This is a genomic window from Thermosulfuriphilus sp. (assembly GCF_054026695.1).
This window is the reverse complement of the sequence record NZ_JBPMLP010000003.1, coordinates 1-13,911: the sequence shown is the minus strand read 5'-3', so window position 1 is coordinate 13,911 and position 13,911 is coordinate 1. Positions and strand designations below refer to the sequence as shown.

General features: G+C 51.2%; 11 protein-coding genes. 10 read left to right on the top strand and 1 reads right to left on the bottom strand.

The features are described from left to right. Positions 1-10: 10 nt before the first annotated feature. From ACXJJX_RS00485 to ACXJJX_RS00470, 4 genes are read left to right on the top strand one after another with little or no spacing between them, the layout of a single operon-like run. The gene (locus ACXJJX_RS00485; protein WP_456430819.1) at positions 11-1,462 is read left to right on the top strand and encodes an efflux RND transporter periplasmic adaptor subunit; all 1,452 of its coding nucleotides are present in this window, start codon (positions 11-13) and stop codon (positions 1,460-1,462) included. Then, positions 1,459-4,581, top strand: a complete 3,123-nt coding sequence (locus ACXJJX_RS00480) for an efflux RND transporter permease subunit (RefSeq protein ID WP_456430817.1) — start codon at positions 1,459-1,461, stop codon at positions 4,579-4,581. Before ACXJJX_RS00485 ends, ACXJJX_RS00480 begins: the two co-directional genes overlap by 4 nt. Before the next feature lie 9 nt (positions 4,582-4,590). Beyond that, entirely contained in the window at positions 4,591-5,961 is a 1,371-nt protein-coding gene (locus tag ACXJJX_RS00475) for a sigma-54-dependent transcriptional regulator (RefSeq protein WP_456430815.1), read from the top strand. Further along, positions 5,945-7,057 (top strand): two-component system sensor histidine kinase NtrB, encoded by a 1,113-nt coding sequence (locus tag ACXJJX_RS00470; protein WP_456430813.1) that lies wholly within the window; start codon positions 5,945-5,947, stop codon positions 7,055-7,057. Before ACXJJX_RS00475 ends, ACXJJX_RS00470 begins: the two co-directional genes overlap by 17 nt. Positions 7,058-7,103: 46 nt before the next feature. Here the strand turns inward: ACXJJX_RS00470 and extKL are convergent, their stop codons facing one another. Next, on the bottom strand, positions 7,104-8,306 hold the full coding sequence (gene extKL, locus ACXJJX_RS00465) for a multiheme c-type cytochrome (seleno)protein ExtKL (RefSeq protein WP_456430811.1): 1,203 nt from the start codon (positions 8,304-8,306) through the stop codon (positions 7,104-7,106). Between the two features lie 168 nt (positions 8,307-8,474). Here extKL and ACXJJX_RS00460 point away from each other — a divergent pair, with 168 nt between their 5' ends. The 6 genes from ACXJJX_RS00460 (at position 8,475) to ACXJJX_RS00435 (ending at position 13,627) form a co-directional block, all read left to right on the top strand. Then, complete coding sequence (locus ACXJJX_RS00460) at positions 8,475-8,978, top strand: hypothetical protein (RefSeq protein ID WP_456430809.1); 504 nt, start codon at positions 8,475-8,477, stop codon at positions 8,976-8,978. Positions 8,979-9,001: 23 nt separating this feature from the next. Beyond that, the gene (locus tag ACXJJX_RS00455; RefSeq protein ID WP_456430807.1) at positions 9,002-9,244 is read left to right on the top strand and encodes an FmdB family zinc ribbon protein; all 243 of its coding nucleotides are present in this window, start codon (positions 9,002-9,004) and stop codon (positions 9,242-9,244) included. Between the two features lie 104 nt (positions 9,245-9,348). Then, complete coding sequence (locus tag ACXJJX_RS00450) at positions 9,349-10,722, top strand: CCA tRNA nucleotidyltransferase (RefSeq protein WP_456430805.1); 1,374 nt, start codon at positions 9,349-9,351, stop codon at positions 10,720-10,722. Further along, positions 10,719-11,681: a tRNA modification radical SAM protein MnmL/YtqA gene (gene mnmL, locus ACXJJX_RS00445; protein WP_456430803.1), complete on the top strand. Its 963-nt coding sequence runs from the start codon at positions 10,719-10,721 to the stop codon at positions 11,679-11,681. Before ACXJJX_RS00450 ends, mnmL begins: the two co-directional genes overlap by 4 nt. Then, a complete protein-coding gene (locus ACXJJX_RS00440; RefSeq protein ID WP_456430801.1) occupies positions 11,663-12,349 on the top strand; it encodes an HD domain-containing protein in 687 nt (228 codons plus the stop codon). Before mnmL ends, ACXJJX_RS00440 begins: the two co-directional genes overlap by 19 nt. A 3-nt stretch (positions 12,350-12,352) precedes the next feature. After that, the gene (locus ACXJJX_RS00435) at positions 12,353-13,627 is read left to right on the top strand and encodes a spore maturation protein (protein ID WP_456430799.1); all 1,275 of its coding nucleotides are present in this window, start codon (positions 12,353-12,355) and stop codon (positions 13,625-13,627) included. Positions 13,628-13,911 lie beyond the last annotated feature (284 nt).

Sequence of the window (13,911 nt, the reverse complement as noted above, 5' to 3'; positions counted from 1 at the left end):
GAGGTTGACAATGGTCCCTAGAACCACTTTGTTCAGGCATCTTTTCGGATTTATCTCTCTAATAATGATTTTATTTTCAGGGTTAGGACCGGCCTGGGCCGAACAACACACCCCCAAACCCCCTCCAGAAGCCTCTCCCGAAGAATCCCCGGAAGAGGCCCTTTATACCTGCGGGATGCATCCCCAGGTAATCCAAAAAGGCCCAGGCCGTTGTCCTATCTGTGGTATGGAGCTGGTCCCTTTGCGCAAAAAATCTCAATCTACTCGTACTATTATCATTGATCCGGCGGTAGTTCAAAATATGGGTGTCAGGTTGGCCCGGGTGAGTCGTGGTAGCTTGGTCCACATTATCCGAACCATCGGTCTCATTGAGGCCCCTGAAGACGGAATCAAGGTGGTCAACCTCCGGTTCTCGGGCTGGGTGGAGAGACTTTTTGCCGACGAAACCGGTCAGTTTGTTAAAAAAGGGCAAAAACTCCTGGAGATCTATTCTCCCGAGATCCTGACTGCTCAGGAAGAATACCTCCTGGCCCTCAAGAGGTCCGGGCCCAAGAGTCCACTGGCCCGTTCAGCGGCCAAAAGGTTAAGGCTACTGGGACTTTCAGAGGAACATCTGAAGAAGATCAGGCGCCTAGGCCGGGCCCTGGAGACCGTAATCATCACGGCTCCGGCCTCGGGATTCATCCTTGAGAAAAAGATCTTCGAAGGTGACTATGTACCAGCAGGAAGTGACCTTTATCTCCTTGCAGATCTCAGTCGCATATGGGTCAAGGCCGAGGTCTATGAACAGGATGTCCCCTGGATTCGTCTCAATCAGCCAGCGGTCCTCAAGCTCAGCTATCATCCCGGAAGGACTTGGCTGGGAAGGCTTTCGTTTATCTACCCGACCCTTAATTCTCAAACCAAGACGTTAAAGGTACGCCTGGAGTTCCGGAATCCTGATCTGGCCCTTCTTCCAGGGATGTTTGCTACCGTTCGGATCAAGGCCCCTCGGAAGGAAAACGTCCTCATCATTCCAGAAGAAGCGGTCATCCCTACCGGAGAAAGGGAAGTGGTCTTTGTGGCCGAAGGTCAGGGGCATTTCAGCCTGCGAGAGATCACCACCGGTCTTAGTGGAGATGGCGGCTTGGTCGAGGTCCGGGATGGTCTTAAAGAAGGGGAGTTGGTGGTCCTTTCCGGTCAATTTCTCCTTGATTCCGAAAGCAAGCTCAAAGAGGCTGCTGGAAAATTTATGGGCGGACACCAACATGGCGGAAGCCCGAAGGCTTTGCCGCAAAAGGACGACTCACAGATCTCCCCTGCCCCCCAAAAAACAGACCATCAAGACCACCGGGGCCAGGGAGAAAACGTCGATAGCTATTGGACCTGTCCCATGCATCCCGAGGTCGTCCGTTTTGAGCCAGGTGAATGTCCTATCTGTGGGATGGATCTCGTTGAGAAGAAGGCAGGGGCTGAAAAATGATCAACTGGATCATCCAGAAGAGCCTAGAGAACCGCGTTCTGATCTTACTCCTTACAGCCATCTTTGTGGCCCTTGGGGCCTGGGCCATGTGGCACACCCCGGTTGATGCCATTCCGGACCTCTCCGACGTCCAGGTAATCATCTACACTGAGTACCCTGGCCAGGCCCCACAGGTGGTAGAGGATCAGGTTACCTATCCCCTGACCACAGCCATGCTCTCAGTGCCCTATGCCAAAAATGTTCGAGGCTACTCCTTCTTCGGTTTCTCTCTGGTCTATGTCATCTTTGAGGACGGTACAGACCTTTACTGGGCCCGATCCCGAGTACTTGAATATCTTAATTTTGTTAAAGGCAAGCTTCCTCCAGGAGTCTCTCCCCAGCTTGGCCCTGATGCTACCGGGGTGGGATGGGTTTTTATCTATACCCTTACCTCTGATCGCCACGATCTGGCCCAGCTCCGCTCCATTCAAGATTGGTATCTCCGCTACGAGTTGATGAGTCTCCCGGGAGTAGCTGAAGTGGCCAGTGCCGGTGGATATGTCAAACAGTATCAGGTAGAGATTGACCCTGAAAAGCTCCGGGCTTTTGGCCTGACCCTTAAGGATGTCAATCAGGCCATCAGAAAGGCCAACCTTGATGTCGGTGGACGGCTCCTGGAGATGGGGGAAACAGAGTTCATGGTCCGTGGCCGGGGCTATATTCGCTCCCTTGAAGATCTTAAAAAGGTTCCCCTCAAACTTGACCCCCAGAGCAACACCCCGGTCTTTCTGTCCCAGGTGGCCGACATTCACCTAGGCCCGGAGATCCGCCGAGGGGTCATTGACATTGACGGCCGGGGAGAGGCTGTATCAGGAATTGTGATTATTCGTTACGGGGAAAACGCCTTGGAAGTCATAAAGAGGGTCAAGGAGCGTCTTGAAGAACTTAAGGCCGGGCTTCCCGAGGGCGTCAAAATCCAGATCTCCTATGACCGTTCAGGGCTTATCTACCGGGCCATCGATACCCTTAAAAGTAAACTCACCGAAGAAATTATCGTCGTTGCCGTCATCTGTAGCCTTTTTCTCCTTCATCTTCCCTCGGCCCTGGTGGCCGTCTTTACCCTTCCGGCCGGCATCCTGATTAGTTTTCTCCTTATGTATCTCCTGGGTATCAACGCCAACATCATGAGCCTTGGTGGGATTGCCATCGCCATTGGAGTCATGGTCGATGCCTCGGTGGTTATGGTCGAAAACCTTCATAAGTATCGAGAAAGAGAACCTCAAGCCTCCCATTTTGATCTGGTCCTTAAGGCCACCCAGGAGGTAGGACCGGCGCTTTTCTTCTCCCTTCTCATCATCACTATAAGCTTTCTGCCCATTTTCTTCCTGGAGCAGCAGGAGGGAAGGCTCTTCAGACCCTTAGCCTTCACCAAGACCTTTGCCATGGCGGCCTCATCTGTTCTAGCAGTAACTGTAATCCCGGTCTTGATGTACTATTTTGTCCGGGGCAAGGTCATCTCCGAGAAGAAAAATCCTTTAAGCCGCCTCTTTATCGCCCTTTATCGGCCGATTATCAGGGCCGTCCTCCGCTTCCCCTGGCTAACTATTGCCGTGGCCGTGGTGATTCTGGCAGTTACCTGGTTTCCCTATCAGCGCCTGGGGTCTGAATTTATGCCCCCTCTCAATGAAGGGGATCTTCTCTACATGCCGACAACCCCTCCGGGTATCAGTATCACCAAGGCCCGAGAGCTTCTCCAGCAGACCGATAAAATCATCGCTTCCCATCCCCAAGTAGCCCATGTCTGGGGGAAGATCGGCCGGGCAGATACGGCCACAGATCCGGCCCCTCTTTCAATGATCGAGACTACCATCATTCTAAAACCCCAGGAGGAATGGCCCGAGGGCAAGACTATTGAAGATATTATCCGGGAACTTGATGAAATGGTCCAATTCCCAGGACTCACCAACGCCTGGACCATGCCCATCAAGACCAGGATCGACATGCTAGCCACAGGGATCAAGACACCCGTGGGAATTAAACTCCTTGGGGATGACTTGGCCAAACTCTCCCAGGTAGGCCAGGAAATCGAAGCCCTTTTGCGAAAGATGCCCGAGGTCTCTTCAGTCTATTCTGAAAGGGTCGTCGGGGGCAACTACATCGATATTGACATCCGCAGGGAAGACGCTGCTCGCTTTGGCCTCTCGGTGGCCGATGTCCAGGAGGTTATTAGAAGTGCCCTCGGGGGAATGAACGTTACCTGGACAGTAGAAGGCCTAGAGAGGTATCCTGTAAACGTGCGTTATCCACGAGAGTTAAGGGACAATCTTGATAAAATACGTACCTTAGCTATCCCTACATCCATGGGATACACCGTTCCCTTGGGCCAGGTGGCGGATATCAAGGTCGTCAAGGGGCCGCCGGCCATAAAAAGCGAAAATGCCCGGCGGACAGCCTGGATCTATGTGGATCTCAAGACTTCAGACATCGGCGGTTTTGTCTCTCGGGCCAAGAAGATGGTTGCCGAAAACATCAAGCTCCCTCCAGGAGTCTCCCTGGTCTGGTCTGGACAGTATGAATACATGGAGAGGGTTAGGGCCAAACTGAGCATTGTTATCCCCATTACCTTGGCCATCATTTTTATCCTTCTTTTTGTCCATTTTCGGAACCTTACCGAGACCATGATTGTCCTTCTCTCTCTGCCCTTTGCCTTAGTGGGAGGTGTCTGGCTGCTTTGGCTGGCCGGATATAATCTTTCGGTAGCTGTGGCTGCAGGCTTTATTGCCTTGGCCGGCCTTGCAGCGGAGACAGGGGTGGTTATGCTTGTCTACCTTGATGAGGCCTACGAGCGCTGTCAGAGGGCCGGGGGCCTCAAGGGACTGGCTGAACTCAAAGAAGTGGTCATCGAAGGGGCTGTCGAGAGGGTAAGGCCAAAGTTGATGACCGTATCCACTACGACTATTGGTCTTCTGCCAATTATGTTTGGCACCGAGACCGGAACCAGAGTCATGAAACGGATTGCCGCTCCTATGGTAGGAGGCCTTATTTCTTCAACCATCCTGACTTTGGTGATCCTCCCGGCAGTTTACTTTGTCTGGAAACGCTTTAAGCTCAAACAATATGGCTCTCCAAAAGGAGGATAAAAGGCGCGGATGGCCAGACCTCGGGTCCTTTTGATCGATGATGATGAAAGCTTCCGTGAAATAATGCTTTTTAATCTTGAAGAAGATGGTCTCAGGGTAGATGCGGCCAAGGATGGCCAGGAGGGTTTGGCCCTATTTTTCCAAAGAGAATATGATTTAGTGATCACTGACCTTAAGATGCCCGGTATAGACGGGCTGGAAGTCCTCCGGGCCATCAGGGGACGACGTCATCATATCCCGGTCATCGTTATCACTGCCTTTGGTGATATTGCTACAGCTGTAAGGGCCATGAAGGAAGGGGCCTTTGATTTTCTGCCCAAGCCCTGTGAACGGGACCACTTCAAACTGGTAGTCAAAAAGGCCCTTGAGCATCTCGGCCTTCAGAAGGAAGTAAAAGAACTGCGGAGAAGGCTTAAGGAAGGCTCCAAGGACCTGGTCTTCCGTTCCCCGGCCATGGAAAGGGTGATCAATCTGGCCGACAAGGTAGCCGGTCATGAGGCCACGGTCCTCATCCTCGGAGACTCGGGAACAGGCAAGGAACTTTTAGCCAGACGCATACACCAGAGGAGTTTCCGATCAAAGGGACCCTTTGTGGCCATAAACTGCGGGGCCATCCCCCGTGACCTCCTAGAATCCGAACTCTTCGGCTATCGCAAGGGGGCCTTTACTGGGGCCCTCAAGGACAAAAAAGGCAAATTCGAATTGGCCCATGGGGGGACCATCTTCCTTGATGAGATAGCCGAACTGCCGGTGGAACTTCAGGCAAAACTCCTGCGGGTCATCCAGGAACGGGCCATTGACGTCCTTGGGGCAGAGGAGCCTCGACCGGTGGATGTTCGCATAATCGCCGCCACCAACAAAGATCTTGAAAGAATGGTCAAGGAAGGTTCTTTCCGGGAGGATCTTTTTTTTCGCCTGAACGTCTTTCCCATCAGGATTCCTTCTCTAAGGGAGCGCCCGGAGGATATTCCCCTCCTTATAGAGCATTTTCTCAAGGTCTATGGCCCGGGGCGAAACTGGCAGATTGCCCCCCAGGTAATGAAAAGACTCATGGCCCTTCCCTGGCGGGGAAACGTCCGAGAGCTGGAAAATGTCTGCCAACGGATGGTTCTCTTAGCCGAAGACGAAAATATCACCGAGGAGCTTTTTGAGTATCTTGAGTTAGAACAAGAGTCATCTCAGCCCCGGACCGATATCACCCTGCCCCCAGAGGGAATCTCTCTTCTAGACATTGAAAAAGAGGTCATAATCAAGGCCCTTGAGATGAATAACTATAACCAGAGTCAGACGGCTCGTTTTCTTCGGATTCCTCGCCATGTTCTCCTTTATCGAATAGAGAAATACCAGATACCTCTCCGGCGTCATGAAAAGAATAGATGATTCCCGCCGTCTTCTCTGGGTCCTGAGCAAACCCGCCTGGATCTATATCTGGATACCCATTCTGACGATCACTGCCCTTCACTACGTAACAGATCCCAAGACCTCCTGGCTTCACGACATCTATCGCCGCCTTTACTATTTACCCATAATCTCTGGGGCCTTTATCTTTGGTCTTAAGGGTTCATTGGGGGCCTCCCTGGTGACCTCGATCCTCTATCTCCCCCACGCTTTCTCCCATCTTCTCCATCACGATCCGGCCCCTCCGACAGAAAAATTCCTAGAGATCGTCCTTTATAACGTCATAGGCATCATTGTTGGGACCCTGGCCGATCGAGAGCATCGAGAACGAAAGCGCCAGGAGCAAATTACCAGACAGCTGGCCGAGACCCTCGAAGAGATGAAACTTATGGAGGAACAACTCATCCGTTCAGGAAAACTCCAGGCCTTAGGTGAGCTTACCGCCGGATTAGCCCACGAGATAAAAAATCCTTTGGCCTCTCTTAAGGGCGCGGCGGAGATCATCTCTGATGAAATTCCTGCTGAGTCTCCCCGCCGGCGAATGGTTGATATCCTCATCAGGGAGATCGGGCGATTGAACGAAATCCTGGATCGTTTTCTCTCCTTTGCCAGGCCCAAGGTTTCCAGCCCGGCCGTCATAAGTGTAGCCAAGATCTTAAACGAGGTTTCGGCCCTGATGGAGCCCCAGGCCCGTCGATCCGGCGTCAGCCTCAAGGTGGGTCCTTGCGAGGGGCTGATCATCCGGGCCGATAAAAATCAGCTCATCCAAGTCCTGATGAACTTAATCCTAAACGCCATTCAGGCCGTTCCCCAGGGGGGAGAGGTCAGGATTTCCTGCAGAAAGGTCAAACGAAGCCGAAAAGACTTTTGTCTCATCGATGTAGAGGACAGCGGACCAGGGATACCTGAGGATCTTAAGGAAAAGATTTTTAACCCTTTCTTTAGCACTAAAGAGAGAGGAAGCGGCTTGGGTCTTTCTATTGCTGCTCGCCTGGTGGAGGAAATGGAGGGTCTAATGGAGGTCCACAATCGGAAAGAGGGAGGGGCAAGCTTCCACGTGATACTTCCTCTGGTTTAAAAAGATAGGAGGAGGCCGGTAGGACCTCCTCCTTATAAAGCCCTTTTTATTCAGGCTCTTTATAGCTTAGGATCTTTTTCTTCTGGTAGATGAGGTCACCCTTTTTACCGCTTATATAATAGTAGACGTTTACGGTAACCTCTGCCTCCTGGACGTTTTTATCCAGAACAAAGAAGAAGCGTTCGTGTTGGGTCTTAAGGGGCTGAAGAGTGAGATCGACGATTTCCTTGATCTGCCAAGCGCCATAGCGCATGTAACCATCCAGGTCTAGACCGATCTCGAAGTATTTTCTTTCATCTCTGTAAAGGACCTTACCAGTCTTCGTATCTTTGGCGGTCACTTCCAGGACCACCTTGCCGGACCAAAGTCACCCATCGGGGATACGGTGACCAGCCTTGTTGGTTAAAAATACCTCCACGTTGCCGGCCGGAATCCACTTGCCGATACCATAGCGGAAGCCCTTAATCTCAGCTTGAAACTCAATACCCTCTTTGACGATTTCCAGATCATGACCACCAGGCATCCTGTGGCCGCGATTCTTTTTATGCATATGACAATCCTGACAGGTTTCGCGACCTCCCTGGCCAATATAGTTGTGGATATAGCTTCCAGAAAGGGTGTTACACATGGTGCTCTCACCATCTGGCGCTATATAGACCCCGTGACACTGGGTACAGAAGAAGGAGCGCTTGTAGATGGGGGCGTGTTCGGTATCATGGGCATCGGAGTCACCTTCGCCACCAGTGAAGATGATATTAGGATCGATGTGGCCAGTGATTCCCGGGGCTGTACCGGCAGCCTTAATATTGTGGCAGCCATAACAGGTAATGTTGAGCTGCTTGAGTTTGGCAATGGCCTTCTCCTTCTTGGCCCCCTTGGCCACTTTGGCATCTATCATATAGCCGGCGATCTCTTTGGCCAGCCGATCAGTGGCGTATTTGATTTGAGGCAGGTGGCAATCAAGACATTTAAGGATTTCACCTTTGGTAAGAGGCTTTTCCCACTCTTTGGGAACACCCACGGTAAAGAAATTGGCTATTCCTTTGATAGAGGAGACCATGGATCGAGAATGATAAGACTCTTTCCACTCATTGTAGATGTCTTCGTGGCACTCCATGCAGCGCTTTGAATCGTAGGTCTTAACAAAAGTGTCAAAATCGTCGATAGGCTTACTGGGAAACGTCAACTTTGAAAAGCCAGGACTCGCCCATAACAAGAAGATAAGGGCAAATAAAAAGGACCTCTTCATAAAAAAACCTCCTTTTTAGAATTTTATTATGGAAGACTTACCAAAACCCAAATTAATTAACAAGATAATTTTTAATTTAAAAAATAAATGGAATCGATTGAAGTGGCCTATAGGTCTTCCGGAGCTTCTTGACAGGCCAAAGACCTCCTTTAATCTTTGAATGGGATTATGGCTCGTTTCCGAAGGGATCATCTCCACATCCTGGCTGAGGCCCAGATGATTGCCGAAGAGGCAGTGCACGATTATTACGCCCTTTCAACCAGAAGTTGGCTCCGTCTTCCTTACGATGTCTGGACCAGGGAGCAGTATTTTTGGCCAGAACACCTAGAGGCCTTTGCCCAGCTTCTCATTTATCGTCTCCCTCAGGAGGCCAAAAACTTCCCTCTGGACAAGGACTTCCTTTATCTAATAGTTCTTAATGACCAGCGGATTCTTCGGGCTACAGGCGGGGGCCTTCCGGGGCTTCTTCTTCCGTTTTTGACCTATATTTTGACCCACGAATTGATCCACATGGTCCGTTTCAGCCGTTTTGAACATCTGCCCGAAGACGAGGACTTCTCAGAGGAGAGGTCTGTTCATGGCCTGGTGAAAAAAGTCCTAGCCGGCGTTAAAATAAAAAATCTTGATCGGGTTTTAGCGAGGTTTGACCGTCTGTATTGCAATATCAATTAGGTTGTCAAGGAGGTGCTGGATCTATGCCTATCTATGAGTATCAGTGTGAGAGTTGCGGCAAGACCTTTGAAGTCTGGCAGAAGATCTCCGATGATCCCCTTAAGACCTGCCAGAGCTGTGGGGGAACGGTAAAGAAGCTCATCAGCCATACATCCTTCCAACTCAAGGGGTCAGGTTGGTATGTGACCGATTATGCTCGCAAAACAGAAAGCAAAAAGAAAGACTCCTCCAAAGAGGGAGCGAAGGGCGAGAAAAAAGAAAAATAAGGCTATATCCTGCCTTCAGGGGCGGGCCCTCGGGCCCGCTTTTATTTTTAATAGTTATGATCCTGCTCCCAACGCACTTGAAGCGAATCCTTAAAGAGCTCCCCTTGCCCTCCCCTGCCTATCTTACCGGAGGCACGGTGAGGGATATTATTCTTGGTCGGAGAATAAGGGATATCGATTTAACCGTGCCCAAGGGGGCCATTTATCTGGCCAAAGAAGTGGCGGACCTAATGGGGGGAGCCTTTGTCCTTCTGGATGATCGGGAAGGTGTAGCCCGGGTTGTAAAAGGGGAACTCATCCTTGATTTTTCTGATTTTCGTGAGGGTACTCGAAACATTGAAGAAGACCTTAAAAGAAGGGATTTTACTATCAATGCTTTGGCCGTACTCATCGAAGAGGCTCTCAGGGAAAAAGGCTCTCTCATTGATCCCACCCATGGTCTTTCTGACCTGCAGCAGAAACTCATTCGGGCCACCTCCGAAGAGGTCTTCAAGAAAGACCCTTTAAGGATCCTCAGGGCCTATCGGCTCTCGGCAGAACTCTTATTCAGGGTCTCGCCAGAGACCCGCTCCCTTATCTCCCAACACAAGGCTGAGCTCAAAAGGGTAGCCCCAGAGCGGATCATCTCTGAACTCAATCTCATCTTTGAGACCTGGAGGGCCGCAGCGGCCATTCGATCTATGAGGAAAGAAGGCAGCTTTGAGATCTTGTTTCCCGAACTTGAAGACGGAGTCGGAGTGATTCAGCCTGGATTTCATCATCTTGATGTCCTCGAACATAGTCTTGAGACTCTAGCCATGATGGAAAAGCTCTTAATGGTCCCGGAGAGATACTTTGGAAGGCCTCATCCCTCCTTTGTCCGACTTGAATCCCGAAGCCGGAGATTACTGAAACTGGCCGCCCTTTTTCACGATGTAGGCAAGCCCCAGACCTTGGCCTATAAAGATGGCCGCCCCACATTTTATAACCATGACCTAGTTGGCTCAGAGATCTTCATTCTCTGGGCCCGGAGATGGCGCCTCAGCCTCAAAGAGGCTGAAAAGGTGGCCATCTTAATCCGTCTCCACATGCGCCCCTTCCACCTCCTCCGGGAGTTCAAAAACAAGACCCTGACTCCTCGCGCCAAAAGGCGTCTTCTTAAAGATACCGGCCAGGCCTATCCGGATCTCTTTCTCTTGGCTATGGCCGACACCTTAGCTAGCAATGGAGAGGCCAAACCCCCTGATGCCGAAGAGGCCCTAGCGGCCCTTTTCTGGGAGATTGATCGTTTTTATCATCAGCAGGTAGAACCGGTAATAAAAAGGCCTCGCCTCCTGACAGGTGATGATCTCATCAGGGAGCTGGGCCTTACTCCCGGTCCCATATTCCGTAGGCTTTTGGAGGCCGTAGAGGAAGCCGCTATCCTCGGAGAGGTTAAAGATAGAACTCAAGCCCTACTTTTGGTAAAGAGCCTCCTTGAACAAGAAAAAGAAGGATGAAGGCCGGGCCCCAAAGACTCGAAAACCTTAAACGTTACCATTCCCTGGGGCTTTATTTCCGGAAACGATACGGTGAGAGGGTCCACAAAATAGCCCTTGATGCCGGCTTTTCCTGCCCCAATCGCGACGGAACCAAAGGCCTTAAGGGATGTCTTTACTGTGATATCCGGGGCTCGGGGACTGGAGCCCTTGCGAAGGGAATAGGTCTCGAAGAGCAGGTCCTCTCCGGTATTGATTTTTTGACCAAGCGTTTCAAAGCCAGAAAATTTATGGTCTATTTTCAGTCTTTTTCCAACACTTACGCCCCGATAGAACGCCTTAAAGATATTTATGATCGAAGCCTTATTGACGAAAGGATAGTCGGCCTCTCCGTCGGCACCCGGCCAGACTGTGTGGATAAAAAGGTAATCGAGCTTCTTGCTTCTTATAGAGACCAAGGCCTTGAGGTCTGGCTTGAACTAGGTCTTCAGTCCATCCATGAAGAGACACTCAAGCGGATAAACCGTGGCCACGGCGTGACCGATTTCTTCCGGGCCTTGGAGATGGCCAAAGGGGCCGGCCTCTTGGTCTGTGTTCATGTCATTTTTGGTCTTCCTGGGGAAGACGAGACCATGATGTTGGCCACTATTGAGCATCTGGCCGAGGCTCCAATTGACGGGATCAAGTTCCATGTCCTTTATGTCGTCAAGGGGGCGGGAATAGAGGGGCCTTATCTTCGGGGAGACTACCGTCCTCTCGGTCTTAGTCAGTATGTGGATCTTGTCTGCGAATCCTTGGCCATTCTGCCTTGGCAGGTAGTCATTCAGCGCCTTGTCTCTGATCCGCCACAGAAAGAACTCCTGGCCCCTGAATGGAGCCTTAAGAAAAGATCGGTCCTTTCGGCCATTGAAGACACCCTCATCTCCAGAGATCTCTGGCAAGGAAAACGGCGGGGAGAAAAATGGCCTCAAAATACCTGAACTCTAAAAGACCGCAAGGAATGGTTCCTCCGGAGACATTTAAGGCCATTGAGGCCGAGGCCAAAAGATACTATGAACTTGATCCGGCCAGCCATCGCTATGACCATGTAAAAAGAGTGGAACGTCTGGCCCTCAGGATTGCTGAGGCTGAGGGAGCTGACCCTGATGTTGTCAGGCTTGCAGCTATCCTCCATGACATTGGCCGCTCCGAAGAGAAAAAGAGCCGAGGCCGGGTCTGTCATGCCGCCTGGGGGGCCCAAGAGGCCCGGAAGATCCTCCAAAGGCATGGCCTTTCGGAGAGGATAATTACTGCTGTCTGTGAGGCCATCGCCGCTCACCGTTTTCGAAACAGTAAGGTCCCGGAGAGTCTTGAGGCCAAATGTCTTTATGACGCCGATAAGCTGGATGCTCTAGGAGCTGTAGGCATTGGCCGGGCCTTTTTGTTTGCCGGAGAAGTGGGGGCCAGACTTCATAATCATGAAATTGAGGTAGAAAAGGCCCCGGCCTACGGGCCAGAAGATACGGCTTGGCGGGAATTTGTCGTCAAGCTCTCTCGCATCAAGGACACCCTTCTTACGGTCACTGGACGCCGCTTGGCCTGGGAAAGACATCGTTTTATGGAAGAGTTTTTCCGGCGTCTGAGCGATGAGGTAGAGGGGCGGGCCTGAAGAATGAAATCTCCCATGAATGCCATCTGGTTTGGCCTGCTTCTGGTCTCGGTGTTGACAGCGGCTCTAACCGGCCAGATGGACTCTGTAACCAAGATCTCCTTTGAGGCTGCCAAAGGGGCGGTCAACTTGGCCATTGGGCTCATTGGTCCCATGGCCCTTTGGTTGGGGCTAATGAAGATTGCCGAAGAGGGGGGCCTTCTTAAGGCCTTAGCCCGGGGTTTAAAACCCATTATGATCAGGCTTTTTCCTAGAGTGCCGCCAGAACATCCGGCCATGAGCGCTATGATCCTCAATCTTTCAGCCAATCTTATGGGGCTGGGCAACGCGGCTACCCCCTTCGGGGTAAAGGCTATGGTGGAGCTGGAAAAGATTAATCCCCGTCCGGGAGTGGCCACCGATGCGATGTGTCTCTTCCTGGCCATTAATACCTCCAATGTGACCCTTCTTCCCCTGGGAGTAATGGCCGTCCGGGCTGCAGCTGGGGCCAGGGAGCCGGCGGCCATCATCTTGCCGAGCATCTTTGCCACCAGTGTCTCCACACTGGTAGCCATCTGTGCGGCCAAAATCTTGGCCCACCGCAGCCAAGAACCACCTCCCCGGACCGAAGGGGGCCTGTCTGAAGAGCCGGATAGTCCCAAGGCTTCAGAATCCCGGCCTTTGATATCTTGGGCCCTCAAAGGAACCTTCCTCTTCCTTGTGGCCGTTGCCTTTTATCAAATAATCCTCTCAGATGATCCTCTTTCCTCCGTCAAAGAGGTCATATCATCTTGGCTTGTTCCCGTACTTATGCTGGCCTTGGCCAGCTATGGGCTTATCAAAAAGGTTTCTGTCTATGAGGCGGCCTGCGAGGGAGCCAAGGAAGGTTTCAATGTGGCCGTAAAGATCATGCCCTACTTGGTTATTATCCTTACGGCCATTGGGATGTTCCGGGCCTCTGGGGCCTTTGGGGTCCTGGCCGAGGCCCTCTCTCCCTTGACATCCTTGATTGGCTTTCCGGCAGAGGTTCTTCCAGTAGCCCTACTGAGACCTCTTTCTGGCTCTGGGGCCTTCGCCTTGATGAGCGAAATCGTTTCCCGAGCTCCGGACTCTTTTGAGGCCTATCTGGCTTCAACCATCCAGGGATCAACGGAGACGACCTTTTACGTCCTGGCGGTCTATTTTGGGGCGGCTGGAATCAAGGATCCCCGATATGCTGTTTGGGCAGCCCTTTTAGCCGATCTGGCTGGCATAGTGGCCGCCCTTTTTATCTGCCATTTAACCTTCTCCGGCTCGTAGGCCGTGGTCTTCCAGTTAAATTTATGGTCCCGGTCGAGAAAGACCTTGATCTTGAAAAAATTTCCTCTTAACAGGAATTGGAGAGTTTAAATGGAACTTTTTGTTTTTTGGCAAAAAAAATTGCTTTTATGGCACATAATAAACAAAAAATTAAATTTGATATAATCATATAGATTAATTAATCAGAGGAATAGCAAATGTTTGAGGATTGGGGTTAAATTGGTAAGTTTTCTTGAAAATGCCTCTTCCAAGATGAAAAGACGAATCATCCTGAGTTTCATTGG